The sequence below is a fragment of the Cohnella rhizoplanae genome, from assembly GCF_948329515.1.
Taxonomy (GTDB): domain Bacteria; phylum Bacillota; class Bacilli; order Paenibacillales; family Paenibacillaceae; genus Cohnella; species Cohnella rhizoplanae.
In genome coordinates, this window is record NZ_CAOJCN010000015.1 from 29907 (window position 1) to 53464 (window position 23558).

General features: G+C 61.8%; 21 protein-coding genes. 4 read left to right on the top strand and 17 right to left on the bottom strand.

The features are described 5' to 3' along the window. Positions 1 to 26: 26 nt before the first annotated feature. The 10 genes from PQG80_RS20030 to PQG80_RS20075 form a co-directional block, all read right to left on the bottom strand. Entirely contained in the window at positions 27 to 713 is a 687-nt protein-coding gene (locus tag PQG80_RS20030) for a DNA-binding response regulator (RefSeq protein WP_271753282.1), read from the bottom strand. 572 nt (positions 714 to 1285) lie between these two features. Continuing rightward, positions 1286 to 2746, bottom strand: coding sequence for an ABC transporter substrate-binding protein (locus PQG80_RS20035; RefSeq protein WP_271753283.1), 1461 nt, complete (start codon positions 2744 to 2746; stop codon positions 1286 to 1288). Between the two features lie 245 nt (positions 2747 to 2991). After that, entirely contained in the window at positions 2992 to 3861 is an 870-nt protein-coding gene (locus PQG80_RS20040) for a carbohydrate ABC transporter permease (RefSeq protein ID WP_271753284.1), read from the bottom strand. Then, positions 3858 to 4781 (bottom strand): carbohydrate ABC transporter permease, encoded by a 924-nt coding sequence (locus PQG80_RS20045; RefSeq protein WP_271753285.1) that lies wholly within the window; start codon positions 4779 to 4781, stop codon positions 3858 to 3860. Before PQG80_RS20045 ends, PQG80_RS20040 begins: the two co-directional genes overlap by 4 nt. Before the next feature lie 93 nt (positions 4782 to 4874). Then, the gene (locus PQG80_RS20050; RefSeq protein ID WP_271753286.1) at positions 4875 to 6191 is read right to left on the bottom strand and encodes a response regulator; all 1317 of its coding nucleotides are present in this window, start codon (positions 6189 to 6191) and stop codon (positions 4875 to 4877) included. Positions 6192 to 6205: 14 nt separating this feature from the next. Continuing rightward, positions 6206 to 8005: a cache domain-containing sensor histidine kinase gene (locus PQG80_RS20055; RefSeq protein ID WP_432432782.1), complete on the bottom strand. Its 1800-nt coding sequence runs from the start codon at positions 8003 to 8005 to the stop codon at positions 6206 to 6208. Between the two features lie 337 nt (positions 8006 to 8342). After that, positions 8343 to 9029, bottom strand: a complete 687-nt coding sequence (gene deoC, locus PQG80_RS20060) for a deoxyribose-phosphate aldolase (RefSeq protein ID WP_271753380.1) — start codon at positions 9027 to 9029, stop codon at positions 8343 to 8345. Between the two features lie 47 nt (positions 9030 to 9076). Continuing rightward, a complete protein-coding gene (gene deoR / locus PQG80_RS20065; protein WP_271753288.1) occupies positions 9077 to 10027 on the bottom strand; it encodes a DNA-binding transcriptional repressor DeoR in 951 nt (316 codons plus the stop codon). A gap of 262 nt (positions 10028 to 10289) precedes the next feature. Beyond that, positions 10290 to 11129 (bottom strand): histidinol-phosphatase HisJ, encoded by an 840-nt coding sequence (hisJ, locus tag PQG80_RS20070; protein WP_271753289.1) that lies wholly within the window; start codon positions 11127 to 11129, stop codon positions 10290 to 10292. 10 nt (positions 11130 to 11139) lie between these two features. Next, entirely contained in the window at positions 11140 to 12303 is a 1164-nt protein-coding gene (locus tag PQG80_RS20075) for an iron-containing alcohol dehydrogenase (RefSeq protein ID WP_271753290.1), read from the bottom strand. Positions 12304 to 12581: 278 nt separating this feature from the next. Between PQG80_RS20075 and PQG80_RS20080 the strand changes: the two genes are divergently transcribed. From PQG80_RS20080 to PQG80_RS20095, 4 genes are read left to right on the top strand one after another with little or no spacing between them, the layout of a single operon-like run. Beyond that, complete coding sequence (locus tag PQG80_RS20080) at positions 12582 to 13670, top strand: D-alanine--D-alanine ligase family protein (protein WP_271753291.1); 1089 nt, start codon at positions 12582 to 12584, stop codon at positions 13668 to 13670. Next, a complete protein-coding gene (alr, locus tag PQG80_RS20085; RefSeq protein WP_271753292.1) occupies positions 13664 to 14845 on the top strand; it encodes an alanine racemase in 1182 nt (393 codons plus the stop codon). Before PQG80_RS20080 ends, alr begins: the two co-directional genes overlap by 7 nt. After that, a complete protein-coding gene (locus PQG80_RS20090; protein ID WP_271753293.1) occupies positions 14794 to 15651 on the top strand; it encodes a D-alanyl-D-alanine carboxypeptidase family protein in 858 nt (285 codons plus the stop codon). Before alr ends, PQG80_RS20090 begins: the two co-directional genes overlap by 52 nt. Continuing rightward, positions 15641 to 16714: an acyltransferase family protein gene (locus PQG80_RS20095; protein WP_271753294.1), complete on the top strand. Its 1074-nt coding sequence runs from the start codon at positions 15641 to 15643 to the stop codon at positions 16712 to 16714. The genes PQG80_RS20090 and PQG80_RS20095 overlap by 11 nt, the downstream gene beginning before the upstream one ends. Here PQG80_RS20095 and PQG80_RS20100 read toward each other — a convergent pair. The 7 genes from PQG80_RS20100 to PQG80_RS20130 form a co-directional block, all read right to left on the bottom strand. Beyond that, entirely contained in the window at positions 16711 to 17805 is a 1095-nt protein-coding gene (locus PQG80_RS20100; RefSeq protein WP_271753295.1) for a sensor histidine kinase, read from the bottom strand. The two genes, PQG80_RS20095 and PQG80_RS20100, sit on opposite strands and share 4 nt — an antisense overlap. Further along, the gene (locus tag PQG80_RS20105) at positions 17795 to 18496 is read right to left on the bottom strand and encodes a response regulator transcription factor (RefSeq protein WP_271753297.1); all 702 of its coding nucleotides are present in this window, start codon (positions 18494 to 18496) and stop codon (positions 17795 to 17797) included. The genes PQG80_RS20100 and PQG80_RS20105 overlap by 11 nt, the downstream gene beginning before the upstream one ends. A 161-nt stretch (positions 18497 to 18657) precedes the next feature. Then, positions 18658 to 19623 (bottom strand): peptide-methionine (R)-S-oxide reductase MsrB, encoded by a 966-nt coding sequence (msrB, locus tag PQG80_RS20110; RefSeq protein WP_271753298.1) that lies wholly within the window; start codon positions 19621 to 19623, stop codon positions 18658 to 18660. A 53-nt stretch (positions 19624 to 19676) separates the two neighbouring features. Further along, positions 19677 to 20750 carry an ABC transporter substrate-binding protein gene (locus PQG80_RS20115; RefSeq protein WP_271753299.1) on the bottom strand — a complete coding sequence of 358 codons (1074 nt, stop codon included), beginning with the start codon at positions 20748 to 20750 and terminating at the stop codon, positions 19677 to 19679. Next, the gene (locus PQG80_RS20120) at positions 20747 to 21550 is read right to left on the bottom strand and encodes an ABC transporter permease (RefSeq protein ID WP_271753300.1); all 804 of its coding nucleotides are present in this window, start codon (positions 21548 to 21550) and stop codon (positions 20747 to 20749) included. The genes PQG80_RS20115 and PQG80_RS20120 overlap by 4 nt, the downstream gene beginning before the upstream one ends. Beyond that, positions 21547 to 22353 (bottom strand): ABC transporter permease, encoded by an 807-nt coding sequence (locus tag PQG80_RS20125; protein WP_271753301.1) that lies wholly within the window; start codon positions 22351 to 22353, stop codon positions 21547 to 21549. The genes PQG80_RS20120 and PQG80_RS20125 overlap by 4 nt, the downstream gene beginning before the upstream one ends. After that, a complete protein-coding gene (locus PQG80_RS20130) occupies positions 22343 to 23452 on the bottom strand; it encodes an ABC transporter ATP-binding protein (protein ID WP_271753303.1) in 1110 nt (369 codons plus the stop codon). The genes PQG80_RS20125 and PQG80_RS20130 overlap by 11 nt, the downstream gene beginning before the upstream one ends. Positions 23453 to 23558 lie beyond the last annotated feature (106 nt).

Genomic DNA, 23558 nt, shown 5'->3' on the forward strand with positions numbered 1-23558 from the left:
CAGGATTACGGAGAAAGGGTAGCGTCCTAGTGCAACTTATTCGTCTTGGACATGACATGGTAGCTCATGGACCGCCCGCTTGCGGAGCGCTCGGCCTGCAAAAATCCTTTCTCAGCCAAAGACCGCAATGTGTTCGCGGCTGTCCAATAGCCGATATGAAGGGCCGTTTGAACCTCGATTGGTTTGAACGACTCTCTTTGTTTGCCGCACCAGTGAAGAATCGCATGCTCGTACAGGTCAAGTGAAGCGGAAGCTGCAGAGTAGCCATAACCCCACGCGGACAATGCGGTTAACAATGTTTGTTGACAGCGCTTGGGCTTCTCCAGCATATCGTCTCTACTAAATCGGAGGATATGCCAGCCGTCGATGAGAAGATGATTCTGGCGCTCCAGGTTATCTCCATATCTGTACCGGCTAACATCACGCAGGTGCGTCCCGTATGCGTCTGCCTCCAGAAGCAATCCTCGATAGAACCCGGGTAAAATATACGCGAAATCGGCAAATCGCTGGCCGTCTTTGTAATCGTTCAACTCATATTCGGGATGCAAGTCATTTAGATTGCCCTTGGCCGGCCACCATACGCTTTTCAGTAACAGTTTCTCGTTGATAAAGCTGCCCTCTGTCAACCTGCGCCTTCTCTCTCCGCGGCTTGACTGCACGGCTCGCGACATCATCTCGTCATAGGCCGCCTCGAAAACTCGATCTACCACCATATTATCGCCCCTCGCTAAAGTAATAGAAAAAAGGCCGCCCGCCCGGAAATCCGGTACGAACGGCCTGTGCTTCAGGCTTTGCTATATGCATCCAAAAACAGAATAAAACAGTTCATGAAGAAGTTCAAGGTGTTTTTAAGAGGAGATATCTCCTGCAACTCAGTTCTCTTTTATTGAAATCGTCGAAGGCACGAAATTGTGGCGTTGTAGAGTGTTACCTAGGCGGAGAAGTCATCTGCTTGGCCGATATGGCGCTGTAGAGCGTTACTTGGGCGACTGATCCCAAGTGCGAGAGTTATGTAACGCTGTAGGGCGTTACTTGGGCGGCTGAACCGAGGTGCGAGGGCCATGTAACGCTGTAGAGAGTTACTTAGCGCCCGATCCCAAGTGCGAGGGCTATGTAACGCTGTAGAGAGTTACAGCGCCCGAACCGAGGTGCGAGGGCTATGTAACACTATATGGAGTTACTTGAACGAGAGAGTCCGCACGGCGAGGGTGAGGTGTGAACTAAACCCTCGGCCCGCGCAAAAAAACGCCGCGCGGACCCTGCCCGCGCGGCGCGTTACATCAGACTATTCAGGCTTGATGGCGTCGTAGAACTTGGCTTGCATCGTCTTGGCGGCGGCGTCGAGTTGAGCTTTGACGTCGGTGCCTTTCTTGGAGAAGACTTCTTGGATGACGTTGGTCATCGTCGCGTAGAAGTCCTGCGTGTTGTACTGCGCCTCCGGCTTGCCGTCCAGCAGCGCTTGGGATTCGGCGTTGTATTGGTAGACGTTGTCGTACTTGGCGTACACGTCCTTGACCTTCTGGCCATACTCGGAGTCGTCCTTGAAGTATTGGATGACCGGCGGGATGAAGTACTTGTTGTCCTTCTTGCGCGCCTGGATGTTCTCTTCGACGGAGGCGAGGCCCTTGTCGGAGAAGTAGTCGAACACGGCGTATTGGAACGCGATGGCTTGCTCGTCCTTGGTGGCGTTCGGGTTGATGACGAGAAAGTCGCCGCCGAGCACGCCGGTGTGCTTGCCGCCGGCTTCGGCCGCAGGCATCGGATACACGAGCACGTCCTCCGGCTTCATGCCACCTTGGTTCAGCGCCTGGTCGACGGGACCATCCGGACCTGCGATGACCATAGCGGTGCGGCCTTGCGCGAACGCGCCTACCGCGTCGCCCCAGCCGAGCGCCCAATCCTTCGGAATCGCCTTGGCTTCCCACGCCAGCTTGTTGTAGAATTCCATCGCCTTGACACCGGCGTCGGAGTTGAATGCGGAGGTCACTTTGCCGTCGGCTACGTTCTGAATCTCGCCGCCCGCTTCGAACAGGAAGTTGGTCCAGTTCCAGCCGGCTTCATTGCCCTTGCCCATCGGCGCGATGCCTGCGATGCCCTTGGCCGGATCGGCGACGGCCTGCGCGGTCTTCAGCATGTCTTCCCACGTCCAGTCATAGGACGGCACGGCGACGCCCTTGTCGTCGAGCAGCTTCTTGTTGACGACGGTGCCGGTCACGTAGCCCTGCTGCGCGATGCCGTATACCTTGTCGCCGAGAATGAACTGGTCCTGCAGGATCGGGTTCATCTGGTCCTTATACTGGTACGCGTTGAACAGGTCCGTGATGTCGGCCGCCCAGCCCTTCTCGGCGAGGAACTTGCCTTCGGTGGCGTACGTGTTGAACAGGGTCGGCGCTTCGCCGGCGCCCATCTTCATGCCGATCTCGTTAGGGTTGTACTGCCAGTCGCTCTTCACGATCGTGACGTTGGGATACACTTCATTGAAGCGCTTGATCTTGTCGTCTTCGAGCGCGCGCTTCTCCACAAGGTCCGGCGTCGGGTAGTAAATGCTGATCGTGACTTTCTTTTGCGTGAGATCGTCGGCGGGCGCGGCGCTCGCGCTGCCGCTGGCTTCGGCGGACGGCGCGGCCGAAGAAGATGCCGGCGCGGCGGAGGAAGAACTCGAAGCGTTGTTGTTATTGCCGCCGCACGCGGACAGCAGCAATGCTGAAGCGGTCAGCGTGGCCAGGGTTATTGAAGTCTTGCGCATGGTAACTCCCCTTTTCGATAGGTATGAATTGGTTACACGCTCATCATAATGGAGGCGTTTGCACTAGGGCGATGTGCATTCCTACTTCGATCGTGTGCAGGTTTACGATCCGGCGAGGTGCGTAATATCGCACATTCCCGGGCCGTAGAACCGCACACTTCCCATAAAACCGCACATTTCCCGTAGAACCGCACGCCCCCCTTAAGAACGCACACCGTCCTTGGGTCCGCAATCCGGCCGCACCCTTATCCCTTGACGCCGCCCAGATGCAGCCCTCGTACGATAAAGCGCTGGAAAACGAGGAAGATGACGATCGGCGGGATCATGATCATCGTCAGGATCGCGAACCGGATGTTGAGGTCAAGCCGCCTCGCGTCGATGACGAATTTCTTGATCGCGGTCGCGAGCGGGTAATGCTCTCCCCCCATGACCATGCTCGGCCAGAACCAGTCGTTCCAGGACGTGGCGAAGACGAAGATGGCCAGCGTCGCGAAGATCGGCATGGACAGCGGGAAGGCCAGCTGCCAGAATACGCGGGGCTCGGACGCCCCGTCGACGCGGAACGCTTCGAACAATTCCTGGTTGATGCCGTCGAAGAAGCTCTTAAGGAGGAGCAGGTAAAAAGCATTCGCGCCCGCCGGGAGCCAGAAGGCCCAGAACGTGTTCATCAGATGGAGATCGCGCAGATTGATGAAGTTCGGGATAATATACGTCGTCGGCGGGATGAACAGCGTAGCCAGGAAGAAGTAGTAGACGGCCTTGCGGTACGGCCAGTCGAGCCGGGACAGGCTGAACGCCGCGAACCCGATGACGATGACCGTGACGACCATATTGCCGGCGAAGATCAGCATCGTATTTCTCAAATAGAGCGGGAGATCGATGAAGCCCCAGCCCTTCTTATAGTTGTCGAAATGCCATTCCTGCGGCAGGAAGTGCGGCGGAAAGGAGTTGACCTCGACGTTGGCCTTGAGACCGTTGAACAGGGCCGTCGCGATCGGGTACAGCATGCTGATGCACATGACGGCCACGACGATGCACATCAGGATGTAGACCGCCTTGTTCAGCGGCTTTTTCATGTCGTAGCTGGAGACGATGCCGCGCTCTGCGTTTTTCATGCCGCATTCCCCCCTCTGCTGGACAGCCGGTGCTGGATGACGGCGAGCACGCCGAGGACGAGAAACATAAGGACGCCCAGCGCGGATGCGACGCCGTAATTAAAGCTGTTGAACGCGTACTTCACGATGTAGAGCGCGTAAGTGAGCGTCGCGTTGTTCGGACCGCCGTCCAGCATGGCGAGCTGGGACTGATAGCCCTGGGAGGTGCCGATCAGCTGCAGCAGGAACAGCAGCCCGATCTGATTGCGGATCGCCGGCAGCGTGATATGCCAGATGCGCCTCCAGACGCCCGCGCCGTCGATCTCGGCGGCCTCGTACCAGTCGCGGGGAATGCTGAGGACGGCGGCCAGGTAAATGAGCATCGCGGAGCCGAACTGCTGCCACGTCTCCATGATGACGATCGAGATCATCGACCAGCTCTTGTCGGTCATGAAGCTGATCGGCGTGATGCCAAGCTTCTCCAGCGCCGCGTTGAACGGGCCGACCGGATCGTACAGCCAGCGCCACAGGCCGTAGAGCACGACGACCGGCACGACGAAGGGCAGGTACGCCGCGATGCGCGCGAAGCCCTGGAACCGCTTGAGCTCGGAGATCGAGATGGCGAACAGGATCGGCACCCAGAACCCGATGACGATGCACAAAAACATATAATACAAGGTGTTCTTCACCGCGATCCCGACGTCCGGGTCCTTGAAGATCAGCTTGTAATTGTCGAGTCCGACGTAAGAATTGCCCTTCACGAAGTCGATGTGGTAGAAGCTGAACACGATCCCCTTGACGATCGGCAGCCATAAGAACAGCAGGAATATCGCGACGGCCGGCAGCACGAAGGCATAGCCCCAGAAGTGCTTCCTCCATCGGCCCCGCGGCTTGGTCGTATCCGCGCTCAGCGGGCTGGCTACGGCGGTTGTCTGATTCATACGGTCTCCCTCTTTCTTTGTGTGCCTCCTCCCTATTGTAGAAAAAGGGCCTGCCGCTGAATATGTGCGTATCTATTCGGATCGTGAGTGATCTTACTTCTTCAGCTCGCTAGGGGTGATTCCATAGTATTTCTTGAATATTTTGCTAAAATGTTCCGGCGATTCGTAGCCGACCCGCTCGGCGATCTCGTAGCGCCGCAGGTCGGTCTGCTGCAGCAGGCGCTTGCTCTCCTCCATCCGGAGCTTGATGACGTATTCCCACAGGTTGAAGCCCGTGTTTTTCTTGAAAAGGTAGCTTAAATAGTTCGGACTGACATGATTCCGCTGGGCCACCTCGTGAAGCGTCAACCCTTTTTGCGCGTAATTCTGCTGAATGTAGGCCATCGCCTTCTCGACGATCTGGTTGTTCTGCTCCGTCCACTCTTCCTCGGTCGGCTCCTTGCCGAACAGGCTCCACTTGAAGTCGCCGTAATAGAAGACGTGGTGATCCTTGTGCTCCCGGTTCCACAGGATCGCCTTGCGGGCCTGCTCGCCGAGCGCCGGCAAGAAGGCCGCTCCCTTGAGCGTCTGGCTGATGCCGACGACGCAGGACAGGTTCAGGTACTTCGTAATGTTGTGATGGAGGCTGCGGCCGATCAGCTCGAGCTGGTTCAGCTTGTCGACGCTCGAGTCGCCGAAGCTCGCGTCGTCCCATTGGAGCAGGACGGTGATCTCCATGCGCGGCGTATAAAAGGCGTCGTAGCTCCAGTCCTTGCCGAGCAGCTCGCTGACGATGTTGAGCGCGGCGTACTGGAGCAGCGTCTCGTCCGCGTCGCCGTACCGGGGGCCGGACTGCTCGCGGTCGGGATCGAGCTTCACCTTGATGACGGCGAAGTAGGGTCCCGTTAATCCGAGCGCGGCGAGCTCGGACTCGACGGGCACCTCGGCGGCGCCCGACAGAACGGCGTTCAAGCGCTCCGTACGCTGCGCCCCCGGCTCCTCCATGCGAAAGTGCTCGCGCAGCTGGGACAGCAGATCGTCCGCCGCCGGCACCGGCTTATCCATATGGAGCAGCACGCCACGCACCGAATCCAGGAACTGCTCGCTCTTGATCGGCTTGATGATGTAGTCCTTGGCGCCGAGCTTGATGGCCAGCTGCGCGTACTGGAACGTCTCGTGCGCGGAGATGACGATCGCCTGCACCCAGGGCTTGATGATCTTGGCCTGGTGCATGAGTTCGATGCCGTTCATCGCGCCCATCTGGATGTCCGTGATCAGGAGGTCGATGTCCTCCATCCGGAGATAGTCGAGCGCCTCGTGGCCGCCGTTCGCCGTGTAGATCTCCTTAATATTCAGACCCGACGACTGCAGCAGGTTGCCGAGCCCCTTGCAAATGAGCGGCTCGTCGTCGACGATGAGTATGTTGTACATCCCTGGCTCCCCCTTTATTGTTCGCGCTGAACCGGCAGCAGGATCGACGCGACCGTACCGCCGCCCGCGCGCGGCCGGTAGGTTAATCCGTAGTCCGGACCGAATTGCAGGCGGATGCGCTGCTGGACGTTGCGGATGCCGTAGCCGGCGCCTTCCCCGTCCCCGTCGATCAGCCGTGCGATCGCTTCATAATCGGTCTCCTTGTAGCCGTTGTCTTCGACCCGGATCTCGACGCCGTCTTCCGCGAGCCTCGCGACGACCGCGATCTCTCCGTCCTCGCCCATATGACGCACGCCGTGCAGAATCGCGTTCTCGATCAGCGGCTGGATCACGATCTTGGGGATGAGATGGGCCAGCGTCTCCTCCTCGATGTCCCAGGTCACGGCGAAGCCGTACTCGTAGCGTTTCTGCTGCAGGCTCGTATAAGCCTTCGCGTGCGCCAGCTCCTCCTGCAGCGTGATGAGGTCGCGGCCGCGGCTGAGTCCGATCCGCATGAGCTGGGCCAGCTCCTTGATCATCTCGCCGGATTCGGACTGCCCCTCCAGCGTGCTTTTCCAATAAATGCTCTCGAGCGTATTGTACAGCAGATGCGGATTGATCTGCTGATAGAGCAGCTGGAGCTGCGCTTCCTTCTGCTTGATCTCGAGCAGGTACCGGTCCTCGATCAGCGAGTTCAGCCTTCCCGCCATGCCGTAGACCGAGTGCATCAGCACGCCGACCTCGTCGTTGCGGTCGATCGCCGCCTGCTCCGGCACTTTTTTGCCCGGCACGTACGACCTGGTGAACACGGCGAGCCGCTGCAGCGGCGTGAGGAGCGAGCGCCAGAAGTAAGCCATGACGACGATGCAGAAGACGAAGTACACGATGGAGATCAGCTGGATGACGAACTTCAATTCATTCTGCTGCTGGAGCAGGGAACGGGTCGGAATCTTGTAAATGAGCTTCTGCTGGGCGAGGTACTGATAGCTCTGGACGTAGATATAGCCGTCGGTGATGACATTGGACAGCCCCTCTACCTCGTCGCCCGTACGCAGCTGCTCCGGCAGATCGAGCCGGCCGCCGATCGGGCCGACCGAGGACGCCAGCACGCGATCCGCATAGTCGGTCAGGTAGATCTCTCCCTTGTCGGGCAGCGACACCGTCCGCATGGACTCCGCGAGCTTGCGGTTGATGTTCGTGGCGACCAGGACGCCGACGACCTGATTGCCCTGCGACGTGCTGTAGACCGCCCGCACGTAAGCGAGCGTGTCGGGACGGGAGGACGAGCCCAGATCCTTCATGATGCGGAGATAGCCTTTGCCGCGCTTGCTCAGCGTCTCGTCGATCCATTCGGGCTTCTGCTCGTCGTCGTAAAAGTAAACGCCGCCCACCGCCTTGAACTTGGAGGAGGGCGTCGGCGCGAAGTCATACCGGTTGTTGGGATCGTAGGCGTACAAATAGTAATAAACCGCCTCTCCGCCGTTCATGCCCATCGAGTAGGAGGAGAGCAGCTTGTCGGCGTCTGCGTACTGGCGGACGCGATCCGCCGTATCGCCGCTCATCGGATTCAGCGACTGGATGAGCGCGTGCTGGATCAGCGTCGTCATGACGCGGCTGACCGTATCCATGTCGCGGTTCATGAGCGACAGGTTTTGCTTGTTGAGCTCCGCGTACGCGCTCGTCACCTGCTGCTTCAATATGTCCTCGGCCTTGGCGTTGGCGTACCAGTTCAGCGCGAACACGGGGCTCACGAGCAGCAGGAACAGCAGGATCAGCTGCTGCTTGACCTTCATTCTCGTGAGCGGATTCGTCAAGTGAAGCTTCAAGCCCGGCACCCCCGTCTTCGTCTATCGGCTTCTATAGTATGGAGGATCGGTCTCGTCCCCGTGTATGCGTTTGCGACAATTCCGTGGGAGGACGCCTGATCTCCGTAACAATGCACACGGTACGAATTGCAGCCGCACGTCGTTCGTTGGATCACAGTCCCTCCTGTCGCTTGCGGACCTCAGATCCGCTATGGGCTCCGGCTGGCGCGCGCAGCCAAGCCGGACACTTCGGGCTCGCCGGCTCCTTAACGAAGAACAGGCCGCCTCGGCAGCCTGTCGCGGGACCCTATGCGAACGCAAGTCCTTCTCTTCCTTCAGTATCATCGCGCTATAAGCCTGTCTGTGCCTAATACCCGTCCCCCGTGCCGCCGGACACGATGGCGACGCTGGCGCTCGCGCCGATGCGGGTGGCGCCGGCCGCGATCATCGCCCGCGCCGTCTGCGCGTCGCGCACGCCGCCCGACGCCTTGACGCCGAGGCGGGGACCGACGGTCCGCCGCATCAACGCGATATCCGCCGCCGTCGCGCCGCCCGGTCCGAAGCCCGTAGACGTCTTGACGAAGTCCGCGCCGGCCGCGACGCACAGCTCGCAAGCCTTCACCTTCTCTTCGTCCGTCAGGAGGCCGGTCTCGAGGATAACCTTAAGCACGGCCGCCCCCTTGCAGGCCTCGGCCACGCGCGCGACGTCCTGCCGGACCTCGTCGTACAGCCGCGACTTCAGGGCGCCCACGTTGAGCACCATGTCGATCTCCGTCGCGCCCGCCGCGATCGCGTCCCGCGCCTCCGCCGTCTTGGCGAACGTGCTGGTCGCGCCGAGCGGGAAGCCGATCACGGTCGTGATGCCTACGCCGGACCCGGACAGAAGCTCCGCCGCCGTCCGGACCCAATAAGGGTTGACGCAGACGGTCGCGAAGCGATGCTGCCTGGCCTCCTCGCACAGTCGGACGATGTCGTCCCGTGCGGTGTCGGGCTTAAGGGCGGTGTGGTCGATGTAGGAGGCGAGCGTCTCCGGGGACGGGGTCGTCGGGTTCATGGTCATCGCTGATTCATCTCCTTCTATATGAAGTCGTCTGTCGTCGGTTATCTCTCCAATAAGTATTGCGCCGTATATTGGTCCGTAATCAGTACGTTCGCGTATTCGCCGCGCAGCGCGCCGAAGATGCCTTCCGCCTTCTTGCGGCCGCCCGCGACGAGGATGGATCGCTCCTTGTGCCTCAGGTCCTCGAGCTCGATGCCGATCGTCCGCTGGTTCAGCTCCTCCGAGCAGAGTCTGCCCTCGCGGTCGATATAGCGGGAGCACAGATCTCCGGCCCCCCGCTCGCGGATAACGGAGAGATCGTCTTCGGAAAAATAGTTCGCCTTGATCAGCACGGAATCCTCGGTCGGCGACCCGACGGTAATCATGGCGACGTTCGCCTGCCGGCCCAGCTCCAGAATCCTGCCGATATGGCGGTCGGCCTCGATCGTGTGCCGTACGATCGCATGATCGACGATCGCGGGCAGATGAATGTAGTAAGGCACCGTATGGAAGGCTTTTCCGAACAGCTGGACGATCTCGTAGGCGTACGTGTTGGTCTCCGAATGGCTGACGCCGCCGTTGAGCTGCACGACGCGCACGTCCTTGAGCTGCCTGTCCCGCAGATGGCAGGCGACCTCGTACAGCGTGGTGCCCCAGGTGACGCCGATCGTATCTCCGTCCTCCAGCGTGTCGTACAGGTACGCGGCAGCCGCTTCGCCGAGGTATTTTTTTACGACGTTGTCTTCATATTGAGGCACGGGCACGACGACGGCCTTGCGAAGCTTGAACTTGCGTTCCAGCCCGACGGCGAGCGATTCGTTGCTCTCGCGCGGGTCCACGATCTGGATGCGGACATAGCCCTCGTCCTTGGCCTGCTGCAGGAAACGGGACACGGTCGGCCGCGAGATCCCGAGCCGCTCGGCGATCTCCTGCTGGCTGTAATTAAGCTCGTAGTACATCTTGGCGGTGTCGATCATCCGGGCCAGACGATCTCCGCCGGTATCTGCGTTCATGCGCCTCACTCCGTCCGGGATTTGGAACCATCATAATCGATGAACGGCATGAAGTTCAACCGTCAATCACTGGCTGAACATCGTAAGGGCAGGGTCGGAGGCATGATCGTAGACCTGGCGTAAACGACATCTCTTGACGCGTGATCGTCCGATCCCGTCTGAACATGCCGTTGTGAATATAAAGGTTATTTAATCGAACATGACAAAAAGTCCCTCCTCGACGCAAGCTCGCCGAGAAAGGACCCGATGCCGATCCTGATTATTAAATCGCGCCGCCGTGTCCGACGGCCCGCTCGAACCATTCCCAATCCGCCCCGACCTCGCCCGGCTTGTGCGTATCCGAACCGTAGATGAGCTCGATGCCTTCGGCCAGGCAGCGATCGACGAGCCACTGCGGAACGTACGACTCGCCGCAGGTCGGCTTGCGGAATCCGGCCACGTTCACGTCGAGACCGAGATCGGCCGCCTTGAGCCGGGGCAGGAGCGCTTCCAGCCTGGCGCGAATCTGATCCTCATCCATCGGAGGCAGCGCCCGGTGGAACTTGCGGATCAGATTAACGTGGCCGATGCGCCTGCGGATCGAACGCGGCAGCCCGGCAGCCCAGTCGATCGCGCCTTCGACAGCGTCGTAATAGGCGTCCACCACCCCGCCGATCGAACCGTAGTGCGCCAGAAACGCATCCGCGAAGTCCTCCGGCGTGAAGTCGATGCAGCGCATGCCGCCCTTGCCCGGCAGGTAGTGCACGGACACGACGATATCCTCCAGCTCGCCGAGCCAAGGGGCCAGCAGCCGGTCCGAATACTCCGTCATGCCTGGCAGATAGTCCATCTCCAGGCCGACGGCCACCTCGATCCGGCCCGCGTACCGCGCTTTGACATCGGCGGCGTACGCCATGTAGTCCGGAAGCTCGCGCTCGGGCATAGCCAGCTCGGCCATCAGCCTCGGATCGTCGACGTACCGGTCCGGCAACGGCGGATGCTCGCTCAGCGTGTAGCGCTCGAAGCCCAGCGAGATCGCCCGCTCCACGTATTCGTCCGATTCGGCGGGGCTGCCGTGGTAGCAGAATTTCGTATGCGTATGGCCATCCCATTTGAGCAGCATGCCGGACCTCCTACAGGCTCATCTCCAGAATTCGCTTCACGTCTTCCTTCTCGAGCTTCTTGAAGGAACCGATCGGCCCGAACGTCACGGCCTCGGCAGCCATGCGGTCCAGCTGGTCGGCGCCGATGCCGAGCTCGCCGAGGGTGGCCGGCGCGCCGATGCGCGTAAAGTAAGCGCGGGTCGCCTCGATGCCGGCGAGCGCGATCTCCTCGTCGGATTTGCCTGCCGGATCGACGCCCCATACGCGTACCGCGTATTGCGCGAAGCGCTCCGTCTTTTCGCCGTATACGTACTTCATCCAGTTCGGGAAAATGATCGCCAGACCGGCGCCGTGCGCGATGTCGTAGATGGCGCTGACTTCATGCTCGATGCCGTGGGTCGCCCAGTCGGTGACGACGCCGTTCGGCAGCGTGCCGTTCAGCGCGTACGTGCCCGCCAGCAGCAGATTCGCGCGCGCTTCGTAATCCTCGCCGTTCGCGAGCGCCTTCTCCCCGTTCTCGATGACCGTGAGCAGCACGGACTCGGCGAAACGGGACTGCAGCGGCACGTTGTCCGTCAGGGTGAAGTACTGCTCGAAGACGTGCGACATGATGTCGACGATGCCGTTCACCGTCTGGTCCCGCGGCACGGTATACGTCAGCTCCGGATCCAGGATGGAAAAGCGAGGGTAGACCAGCTTACTGCCGAGCCCGCGCTTCTGCTTGGTCTCCCAGTTCGAGATGACGGCGTTGCCGTTCATCTCCGACCCGGTAGCCGCCAGCGTCAGGATCGTGCCGAGCGGCAGCGCGTCCTCGATCTTGGCCTTGCCGATCGTGAAGTCCCACGGATCGCCCGCGTACTTCGCGCCCGCAGCCACCGCCTTGGCCGCGTCGATGACGCTGCCCCCGCCGACGGCCAGGATGAACTCGATTCCCTCGGCGCGGACGATGTCGACGCCTTTATGTACCGTGGACAGACGCGGATTGGGCTCGACGCCGGGCAGCTCGTGCACCGTCGCGCCGATCGCGCCGAGCTCGGAGAGCACGCGGTCGTACAGCCCCGTCCGCTTGATGCTGCCTCCGCCGTAGACGAGCAGGATCTTCGTGCCGTATGGCTTGACCAGCGAACCAAGCTTGGAGACCGTGTCCTTGCCGAACACCAGCTTGGTGGGATTGTACAGTTCGAAGTTATTCATGGAGCGCCATACCTCCGTATCGATAAGTTTCGGTACGCGGCCCCTATCCGGCCGCGGCCAACCTCTTTATTATACCGCGCGCAGACGCTTCGAAGCCAACCGGTGACGGCGGTTGCGGACGACCGCTGCGATCGCCGCCAGTAATGAACGCTCCTTTCGGTCCGCGTCGATATTCAAGCTTTCTTAAGCAATCCTTAAACTTTCGTTTCATTCTTTTTAAATGTTGGCGGTTATCTTGTAAACATCGACGCTAAATACCCGAACGGGAGGTTGCTTTTATGAAAACAAAATTATTCGTCGTGTACGGCGGCAGGTCCGTCGAACACGAGATCTCGCTCAAAACGGCCCGCACCGTCCTAAGCGCCGTAGATGAATCCAAGTTTGAGCTGTACCCGATCTATATCGCGCGGGATGGCCGCTGGTGCGCGCCCGATGCACAGGACATCTCAGGGACCGATGCGCGGCGGCTGATCGCGGAGCCCCGGCACGAGGATGCCGCCGCCTCGATCGGCGACGTCCTGCTCCATCAGCTGTCGCTGCCCGGCAAAAAAGTCGTCCTGCCTCTCATCCACGGCTCCTACGGCGAGGACGGCACGCTCCAGGGGCTGCTGGAGATGCTGAACGTGCCGTACGTCGGCAACGGCGTGCTGTCCGCCGCCCTTGCGCTGGACAAGGCCATGTCCAAGGAGGTGCTGGCGCAGGCCGGCATCCGGCAGGTGGAGCATCGGGTCGTCCGGCGCGAGCAATGGCTGGCGGACGAGCCCGGCTGTCTCGGCACGCTGGAGGACGAGATCGGATATCCCTGCTACGTCAAGCCCGCATCGCTGGGCTCGAGCATCGGCATCAGCCGCTGCGAGGACCGGAGCGGGCTGCTCTCCGGCATCGCGGACGCGCTGCAGTACGACGCCAAGCTTGTCGTAGAGCGGGAGCTTCCCGGCAGGGAGATTCAGGTGGCGGTGATGGGCAACGAGGCGCCGGTCGCCTCGCTGCCGGGCGAGTTCATCCACGACAACCGCTTTTTCGACTTCGCTTCTAAATATTCGGATCCGCGTCTGCGCATGTCGATTCCGGCCGAGATCGGCGAAGACCTGACCGTAAAGATCCGCGCGCTTGCGCTGCGGGCTTACCGGGCGCTCGGCTGCGAAGGACTCGCCCGCGTCGACTTTTTCCTGGACCGCGACGGGCTGCTGTATCTGAACGAGATCAACGCGCTGCCCGGCTTCACGTCCGCCAGCATGTACCCGGTCATGTGGGAGCGGACGGACGGCACGACGTACGCGGCGCTGATCGAGAAGCTGATCGGTTACGCCTTCGACCGCCACGCCGCCAAGCAGTCGATTCGCTACGAGAGGCAAGCCACATGCTGAGGGAGACGTGGGCGGAGATCGATCCGGGCCGCATCGTAGACAACTTGCGCGCCATCCGCGGCACGCTGCCTGCGGGGGTCAAACTGATGGCCGTCGTCAAGGCGAACGGCTACGGCCACGGCGACCTGGAGGCCGCCGAAGCCGCAAGGCAGGCGGGGGCGGATTACTTGGCCGTTGCCTTTCTGGAGGAGGCGCTGCGGCTGCGGGCGGGTGGCGTGACGCTCCCGATCCTGATCCTGACGCCGATCCGTCCGGATCAGGCCGAACTGGCGGCGTCGCAAGAGCTGACGCTGACGGTGACGGACGCGGCTTGGTTCAGGGAGCTGCGCAAAGGCCGGCCTGCGCCGGCCCCGGGCGGCCGCAAGCTCCGCGTCCACGTCAAGGCCGATACGGGACTCGGACGGATCGGCTTCCGGACCGAGGCGGAGTGGGACGCGCTCGTCCCGTGGCTCGCCGCCCCGGATATCGACGTCGACGGCTTCTATACGCACTTCGCGACGGCAGGACAGGCGGATACGGCCTATCTGGAGCGCCAGGCCTGCCGGTTCGCGGAGCTGATGGAGCGATGCAAAGCAAGCGGGATCGCCGTCCGGCACTATCACTGCGCCGGCAGCGCGGCGGCGCTCAGGTTCCCCGGCCTGGCGCTGGATATGGTGCGGATCGGGGCGGCCATGTACGGCTATTATCCTCCGCAGCTGACGCCGCCCGTACAGCTGAAGCCGGCCCTGAGCCTGCACAGCACGCTCATGCAGGTCAAGCGCGTGCGGCGGGGCGAGTATCTCGGGTACGACAATGCCTACCGGTCCGACGCGGACGAATGGATCGGCACCGTCCCGATCGGCTACGCGGACGGATGGTCGCAGCGGATGCGCGGCGCAGACGTCCTCGTCCGCGGGAGACGCGCCCAGGTCGTCGGCAAGATCTCCATGGACCAGCTCATGATCCGTCTGCCGGGACCTTGCGCGCCGGGAGACCGCGTCACGCTGATCGGCCGCCAGGGCGGCGAGCGCATCACGTTCGCGGAGCTGGCCGTTCACATCGATGGCGCGGCGCAGGAGATCTCGACTGCGCTGACGGACCGCGTCCACAGAATCTGCGCAAACGAAAAGGAGGTTCAATGTCCATGGAGCAGCCCCTATTTTCAACCGCATCGGCGGGAGGCGACCGTGATCTGACGGATCGGATCATACGGATCGACGGCTCCGCCGTCTACGAAGGGCATCTGGTTCTCGTCAACCGGAATCATCCGGTCCGCGAGCCCGTGTCCGGGGATCGGCTGTCCGATCTGGACGCTTATCCGTCGCTGCGCGCGCTAGCGCCGGGCATGCGCCTGGAAAAGACGGCGCTCGCCCGTCTGGACGGCCTGATCGCGGCCTGCCGCGGCTCGGCGGACATCGTGGCGGTCAGCGGGTATCGGACGGTTGCCGAGCAGACCGGGATCTACGAGTCGTCTCTCCGGGACAACGGCCCGCAGTACACGGCCGCGTATGTAGCCTGGCCCGGCTGCAGCGAGCATCAGACCGGACTTGCCATCGACGTCGGACTGGCAGGCGGCGGAGAGCTCGACTTCATCGCGCCGGACTTCCCGGACAGCGGCGTCTGCCTGGCCTTCAAGCGGCTCGCGGCCCGGTTCGGCTTCGTCCAGCGGTACCAAGCGGGCCAAGAAGCCGTCACAGGCATCGCCTGCGAGCCCTGGCATTTCCGCTACGTCGGCCATCCGCATGCCGAGATCATGGAGCGGGAGGACCTGTGTCTTGAGCAATACATCGAACGGCTGCGCCGCTATTCGTTCGGCGGGGAGCGGCTCGCGTGGGAGGACGAACGCCAGCGAGTCGAGATTTATTACGTGCCCGCAGGCGAGGACGACTATACGGACGTACCCATTCCGGCGTGCGATTATTATCGGCTGTCCGGAGACAATGCGGGCGGCCTGATCGTGACGGCTTCGAGCGGCAAAAGGCGGCGATCCCTTGTCCGCTAAAACCGATTACAGCGGCCTATCCTGGCTGAAGTTCGCCGCCGCCCTGCTCGTCGTCGCCAATCATACGGGGCCGCTCGCTTCCTTCAGCCCGCTGGCCGACTTCCTGGTCGGCGGCGCGCTGACCCGGATCGCCGTGCCGATCTTCTTCATGACCTCCGGTTTCTTTTACTTCCGCAAGCTTACGGGCGATCCGGCCTCCGACCGGCTCCGCCTGCGCCGCTACCTCGGCAGCATCGCCAAGCTGTACGCGATCGCCATCCTGCTGTACCTCCCGCTCAATCTGTACAACGGCTATTTCTCCGCTTCGTTCGGCTGGCCTTCCCTGCTGCGGGACCTCGCGTTCGACGGCACCTTCTACCACCTCTGGTACCTGCCCGCGCTCATGATCGGCATCGCGATGCTTCACGTCATGTACCGGACGATGAAGCCCGCGGCGGTCATGGCCGTCGCCTGCGGGCTCTACCTCGTCGGATTGTTCGGCGACAGCTACTATGGCTTCATCGCGGGCAGCGACGTCCTAACCGGCGGGTACGACGTCCTGTTCCATGCGTTCGACTACACGCGCAACGGGTTGTTCTTCGCGCCGGTCTATCTGGCGCTCGGCGCCTCCGTCGCCAGAAAGCCGCAGGCGGCGAGCCGCCCGTACGCGCATGCGGCCTTATTCCTCGCGTCGCTCGCCGCGATGCTCGCGGAGGCGCTCTGGCTGCGCGCGGGCGAGATGCCGCGCCACGACAGCATGTACGTCTTGGCGGTGCCTGCCGCCTATTTCTTGTTCCTCTGGGCGCTCCCGTACAAGGGCCCGGCGAACCGGGGACTCCGGGAGGGCCGCGCGTGGATCTACATCCTGCATCCGCTCGCGATCGTGCTCGTGCGGGGCGCGGCCAAGGCGACGGGCCTGCAGCCGTGGCTGATCGGCAACAGCCTCATTCATTTTGCCGCCGTCTGCGGCCTGTCCGTCGCATTGGCGGCTATCGCTGTCCGTCTCCCTTCCCTTGGGACAATCTTGTCCGCCTTGCGTCCGAACGCCAAAAGCGCCGGATCGGCATCGACCCGGCGTTCTTAATCATGCACCGATCTCCTCAGCGGCAGCCGCACCTCGAACGAAGTGCCCGTCTCGCCGCTGGATGCGGAGATCGCGCCGCCGTGCAGCTCGACGATATTCTTGGCGATGGCCAGGCCGAGGCCGGATCCGCCAGTATGCCGCGAGCGCGACTGCTCCACCCGATAGAAGCGCTCGAAGAGCAGCGGGATCGACGCGGCCGGCAGCGGCTCTCCATAGTTCACGATCTCGGCTACGGCCTCCGCGCCTTCGCGCCGCGCCCTGATCTCGACCCGGCCGCCGTCTTTCCCATAGCGGATCGCGTTGTCGATGAGATTTTCGAATACCCGCACCAGCTTGTCCCCGTCCGCCGCTACGGCCAGCTCCCTCTCCGCGAACATCGTCACGCCCTCGATGCCCGCCTGCTCGAACTGCAGCCTGAATTGAACGGCCAGCTGTCCCAGCATCTCGACCAGGTTAAGCGGAGAGAGCCGCAGCTGCAGCCCGCCGCTCGTACGGGTATATTCGAACAGGTCGTTGATTAGCACCTGCAGCCGAAGCGCCTTGTCGTAGGCGATGCCGGTATAATGGCGCAGCTCGACCTCGTCGCGATAGCGGTCCTGCTCGATCAGGCCGAGATAGCCGACGATCGAGGTCAGCGGGGTGCGGAGGTCGTGGGAGACATTCGTGACGAGCTCCGTCTTGGCCCGCTCCGTCCGCCTTTCTTCCTCGATGGAGCGCTTTAACTGCTCGCTCATGCGATTGATCCGGTCCGCCAGCACGCCGAGCTCGTCTCCCGTCCGGACGGGGATGCGGCTGTCGAATTTTCCTTCGGCGATCTCGCCCACCCCTTGCGTAATCCGCAGCAGATAACGGATGGTGCCATGGCTGAAGACGAACAAATAGACGATAAATAGCGCGAGAATCGCCAACGCGAGCGTGATCGACCTGCCAAAGCGTTCGTAAAACCACCATACCAGCGCATTCAAGATCGTAATATCGAATTGGACGGCAAGGACGTACAGCAGCGCTGCAGTACATCCCGCGAACCCGAGACTGAGCGCGATGAGGATCAGCAGCTTGAAGCGCAGGCCGAACAGCGGATTAGGGTTCAATTTTATAACCTACTCCCCACACCGTCTGAATCGGCTTGGCGCCGTCCAGCGCGTGCTCGAGCTTGTCGCGCAGGTTGCTGATATGCACCATGACGGTATTGTTGGATTCCAGGAACTTGTCCTTCCAGACCGCCTCGAAGATCGCCTCGGCGCTGAATACTTGCCCCGGGCGGCTCGCCAGCAGATGCAGAATATCGAATTCCGTCGAGGTCAGGTTGATATGCTTATCCTCGGCCATGACGGTGTGCGTCTTCTTGTTGATCCGGAGCGACTGAATCTGAATCTCGTCCTCCTCGCGGCCCGTCCGCAGCCGGGCGTTCAGCCCGTAGGAGCGGCGGAGCAGCGACTTGACGCGGGCGACGAGCTCCAGCGGATTGAACGGCTTGACCATATAATCGTCCGCCCCGGTCATCAGCCCCATGATCTTGTCCATGTCCTCGGCCTTAGCGCTGAGCATCAGGATCGGCACCGCGTCGTCGGCGCGCACCGCGCGGCACACCTCGAGCCCGTCCATCTCGGGCATCATCACGTCGAGGATGACGAGCTGGACCGATTCCGCCCGGATCAGCGACAGGGCCTCGCGGCCGTCCGCCGCCTTCAGCACGCGATAGCCCTCGTTCAGCAGATAGATGGCGATCAGGTCCGCGATCTCCCGGTCGTCGTCCGCGATCAGGATTTGAGCGGCGTTCATCTAGGGTTCCCCTTTCTGCCGTGGTTTTCTTTTTAGTATAAAAAGGCGTCGTCGCTCAAGCTTGTGATAAAGATGAAGGATTTATAAAGTTTCTCTAAATAAAAGAACCGTTAAGGCAGCTGAAGATCTGCTTAACGGTCCCTTGCTGGCCGGAAGGCGGATCACGCCTGGCCGAACAAGCTCTTGTACCGCCCGTAACCCTCGCGCTCCAGGTCCTCGACGGGGATGAAGCGCAACGCGGCGGAGTTGATGCAGTACCGCAGGCCGCCGAGCTCGCGAGGCCCGTCGTTGAAGATGTGGCCAAGATGCGAGTCCGCCTCGCGGCTGCGCACTTCCGTGCGGATCATGCCGTGCGTGAGATCCTCTTCCTCGCGGACGCCGCCCGGCTCGAGCGGCTTCGCGAAGCTCGGCCAGCCGCAGCCCGAGTCGAACTTATCCTTGGAGCTGAACAGCGGCGCGCCGGACACGATGTCCACGTACAGCCCTTCCTGGTGATTGTCCCAGAATTCGTTACGGAACGGATGCTCCGTCGCGTTGTTCTGCGTCACCTCGAATTGCAGCGGCGTCAGGCGCGCCCGCAGCGCTTCCTTGTCCTTGTCGGTATTCCAGTGCCGCTTAATGTAGGCATCCCGGCCGGAGCCCTTGCGGTACATTTTATACCGGAGCGGATTTTTCTTGTGATAGTCTTGATGGTAGTCCTCGGCCGGGTAAAATTCGGAAGCCGCCTCGATCGTCACGGCGATCGGCTTGTCGAAGCGTCCGCTGGCGTCCAGCTCGGCCCTGGTCTCCTCGGCCGCCTGCCGCTGCTCCTCGTCATGGTAGAAGATGACCGGCCGGTACGATTCGCCCCGGTCGAAGAATTGCCCGCCGCCGTCCGTCGGATCGACCGACTGCCAGTAGATGCCGAGCAGCTTGCGGTACGGGAAGAGCTCCGGATCGTACGTGATCTGCACGGCCTCCTGATGCCCCGTCGTCTCCGAGCACACCTGCTCGTAGGTCGGGTTGGGCACATGTCCGCCCGTGTAGCCCGATACGATCCCGTGGATGCCGGGCAGTTCGTCGAACGGCGTCACCATGCACCAGAAGCAGCCTCCGGCAAACGTCGCTTTCTTGAAGTTGTCGCTCATATCGATATCCGCTCCTTCGGCGTGAGATTCGCGTTTTCTTTATACCCGATTGTTTACTTTTTGTGCATTTTGAATTCCAGGAACAGCTCGTTGTAGTGGGCGAGCATCCGCTTCCCCAGATTATCGTATACTTCGAGCTTGTCCGTCAACGCGGACGCCGGATAGAACCGCTCGTCTTCGGCGATCTCGGCCGGCAGGACCGGGATCGCCTTGGCGTTCGGCGTCGCGTACCCGACGTACTCGGCGTTCTGCGCGGCGTTGTCCGGATCGAGCATGAAGTTCATGAACTGCAGCGCGCCGTCCAGGTTGCGGGCCGTCTTGGGGATGACCATGTTGTCGAACCACAGGTTCGAGCCATCCTTCGGAATGACGTAATCGAGCTTGTCGTTCTCGTCCATGATCTCCGAGGCGTCGCCGGACCAGACGAGCCCGACCGCCGCCTCTTCGCCCGCCAGCAGCATCTTGATCTCGTCCCCGACGAGCGCCTTTACGTTGGGAGTCAGCTTCTTGAGCTTGGCGAGCGCCTCCTGCAGATGCGTCCCGTCGGTGTCGTTGAGCGAATAGCCGAGGCTGTTGAGTCCCATCCCGATGACCTCGCGCGCGCTGTCGACGAGCAGGATGTTGTTGCGCAGCGACGGATCCCACAGATCGTCCCAGCTGTCGAACGTCAGGTCCCCGACCAGCTCGGGATTGTAGACGATGCCTACGGTTCCCCAGAAGTAGGGGATCGAGTATACGTTGCCCGGATCGAACGACTGATCGAGGAAACGGGCATCGATATTGGCCAGATTCGGCAGCTTGGCATGGTCGATCGGCAGCAGCAGGTTGTCCTCGCGCATTTTGCCGATGGCGTAGTCGGACGGGACGGCGATATCGAACGTCGTGCCGCCCTGCTCGATCTTGGTCATCATCGCCTCGTTTGAGTCGAACGTCTGGTAGATGACCTTGATGCCCGTCTCCTCCTTGAACTTGTCCAGCAGCTCGGGATCGATATAGTCGCCCCAGTTGTAGACCGTGAGCGTATCCGCGCCCGAGTAGCCCTGCGAGGAATTGAGCCGGTTGATGGCGACCAGCAGGCCGCCGGCGATGACGAGTACGGCGATGAAGGTCCGGATCAGGCTGTTCATCTCGGCACCCCCGTCCCGATGCGCTTCGCGCCGCGCCGGTTCAGCGCGTAATAGCCGAGCACGATGAGCAGCGTGAACAGGAAGATCAGCGCCGACAGCGCGTTGATGGACAGGGAGACGCCCTGCCGCGCGCGCGAGTAGATCTCGACGGACAGCGTGGTGAAGCCGTTGCCGGTGACGAAAAAGGTGACCGCGAAGTCGTCGAGCGAGTACGTCAGCGCCATGAAAAATCCGGCGAATATGCCCGGCTTGATGAACGGCACGACGACCCGCGACAGCACCTGCCAGCCGCTCGCGCCCAGGTCGCGCGCGGCGTCCAGGAGCGACGGACTCATCTCCTGCAGCTTGGGCAGCACCATGAGCACCACGATCGGCACGCTGAACGCGATATGCGACAGCAGCACGGACGTGAAGCCGAGGCGGATGCCGGCCATCGTGAACATGACGAGCAGCGACGCGCCGATGATGACGTCCGGGCTGACGATGAGTACGTTGTTCATCGACAGCAGCGCGTTGCGGGAGCGCCTGCTCCGCGCGCGCATGATGGCGAGCGCCCCGATCACGCCGAGGATCGTCGAGATCGTCGACGACAGCAGCGCGATGACCACGGTGTTCAGCACGATGATCAGCAGGCGCGCGTCCTGGAACACTTCTCCGTAGTACGCCAGCGTGAAGCCCTCGAAGCCGTGCATCGTGCCGCCGCTGTTGAACGAATAGAACATCATGTAGGCGATCGGCGCGTACAGGACCGCGAACACGACGATCAGGTAGACCGATTGCCAACGCCTTCCCGCGCTCATCGTCTCACCCTCCCCGACTGTCCGGTCCCTGTCAGCAGCATGATGACGACCATCGCGAGGATCAGGAACACCGCGATCGACGCGCCCATACCCCAGTCCTGGGTGACGAGAAAATGCTGCTCGATCGCGGTGCCGAGCGTGATGACCCGATTGCCCGCGACGAGCCGCGTGATCATGAACAGCGACAGCGCCGGGATGAAGACGGCCTGGCAGCCTGCCTTGACGCCGTCCAGCGTGAGCGGGAAGACGACCTTGCGGAACGTCGTCCAGCCGGACGCCCCGAGATCCCGGGCCGCGAACACGAGCGACGGATTCAGGTCCTCGAGCGCGTTGTAGACCGGCAGGATCATGAACGGGATGAAGATGTACACCGACACGAACACGAAGCTGAAGTCGGTGAACAGAATCTGCTGACGGCCGAGTCCGAGCGCCTCGAGCGCGCCGTTGACGAAGCCGTACGTGCCGAAGATGCCGAGGAAGGCGTACACCTTGAGCAGCAGATTGACCCAGCTCGGCAGGATGAGCAGCAGCAGCCATAGCTGCTTGTGCTTCATCTTGGTCAGCGCATAGGCCGCCGGATACGCGATCAGCAGCGAGAACAGCGTGATCAGGAAGGCGTACCAGATCGAGCTGACCGTCATCCTGAGGTAGATCGGCGTCAGAAACTTCTCGTAGTTGCCGAACGTGAAGCCGCCGTCGATGTCGAAGAAGGAGTCGTATACGATAAGTGCGATCGGAATGACGATGAACAACGCCATCCACGCCAGATAGGGCGCCAGGTAGACGTTGCGCTTAGCGTTCATGGACGGTCTCCTCGTACGCGAGGAGCCGACGGTCGAACTCTTCCTCGGTCTCGCCGAAGCGCATCACGTGGATCGCCTCGGGGTCGAAGCCGAGGCCGATCCGCTCGCCGACCGTCGCGCGACGCGTGGAGTGGACCATCCACTCGTTGCCCGCGTCGTCGTAGCCGATGATCTCGTAGTGGACGCCCCGGAACAGCTGCGAGTCGACCTTCACGACCATCTTGCCGGCTTCGGGCGGCGTGATCTCGAGATCCTCCGGGCGGATGACGATCTCCACCGGCTCGTCCGGCCGGAAGCCGCCGTCCACGCATTCGAACGTGCGGCCCGCGAAGCGGACCTCGTAGTCGCGGACCATCTGCCCCGACACGATGTTGGACTCCCCGATGAAGTCCGCCACGAAGCGGTTGATCGGCTCGTCGTATATATCCGTCGGCGTGCCGCTCTGCTGGATCGTCCCTTCCTTCATGACGAAGATCTCGTCCGACATCGCCAGCGCTTCCTCCTGGTCGTGCGTAACGAATATAAACGTAATGCCCAGACGCCGCTGCAGCTCGCGCAGCTCGTACTGCATCTCCGTGCGCAGCTTGAGATCGAGCGCGGACAGCGGCTCGTCGAGCAGCAGCACCTGCGGCTCGTTCACGATCGCGCGCGCGATCGCCACGCGCTGCCGCTGGCCGCCGGACAGTTCGGTGATCTGGCGCTTCTCGTAGCCCTTGAGGTTAACGAAGCGCAGCGCCTCGAGCACCTTGGCCTCGACGTCCGCCTGCTTCGAGCGCTTGATGCGCAGGCCGAAGGCGACGTTCTCGAACACGTTGAGATGCGGGAACAGGGCGTAGTCCTGGAATACCGTGTTCACCTGCCGCTCGTTGGCCGGCACGCGATTGATCAGCTTGCCGTCAAAATAAATCTCGCCCGAGGACGGTTCCTGGAATCCCGCGATCAGCCGCAGGATCGTCGTCTTGCCGCAGCCCGACGGCCCGAGCAGCGTATAGAACTGCCCGCGGCGGATCTCGAAGCTCACTTCCTTCAGGACGGTCTCCCCGTCCTCGTATCGTTTGGTCACCCGCTCGAAGCGGATGATCGGCTGCTCTGCGCTCATCCCGACTCTCCTATCTCTGCAAACCTTGTCGTTTACTATTATCCCCTTTTCCTTCGCGATCGCAAGTCCCCCGGCGCCATCATCCGGCAGTCGGCGAACCGCGGGG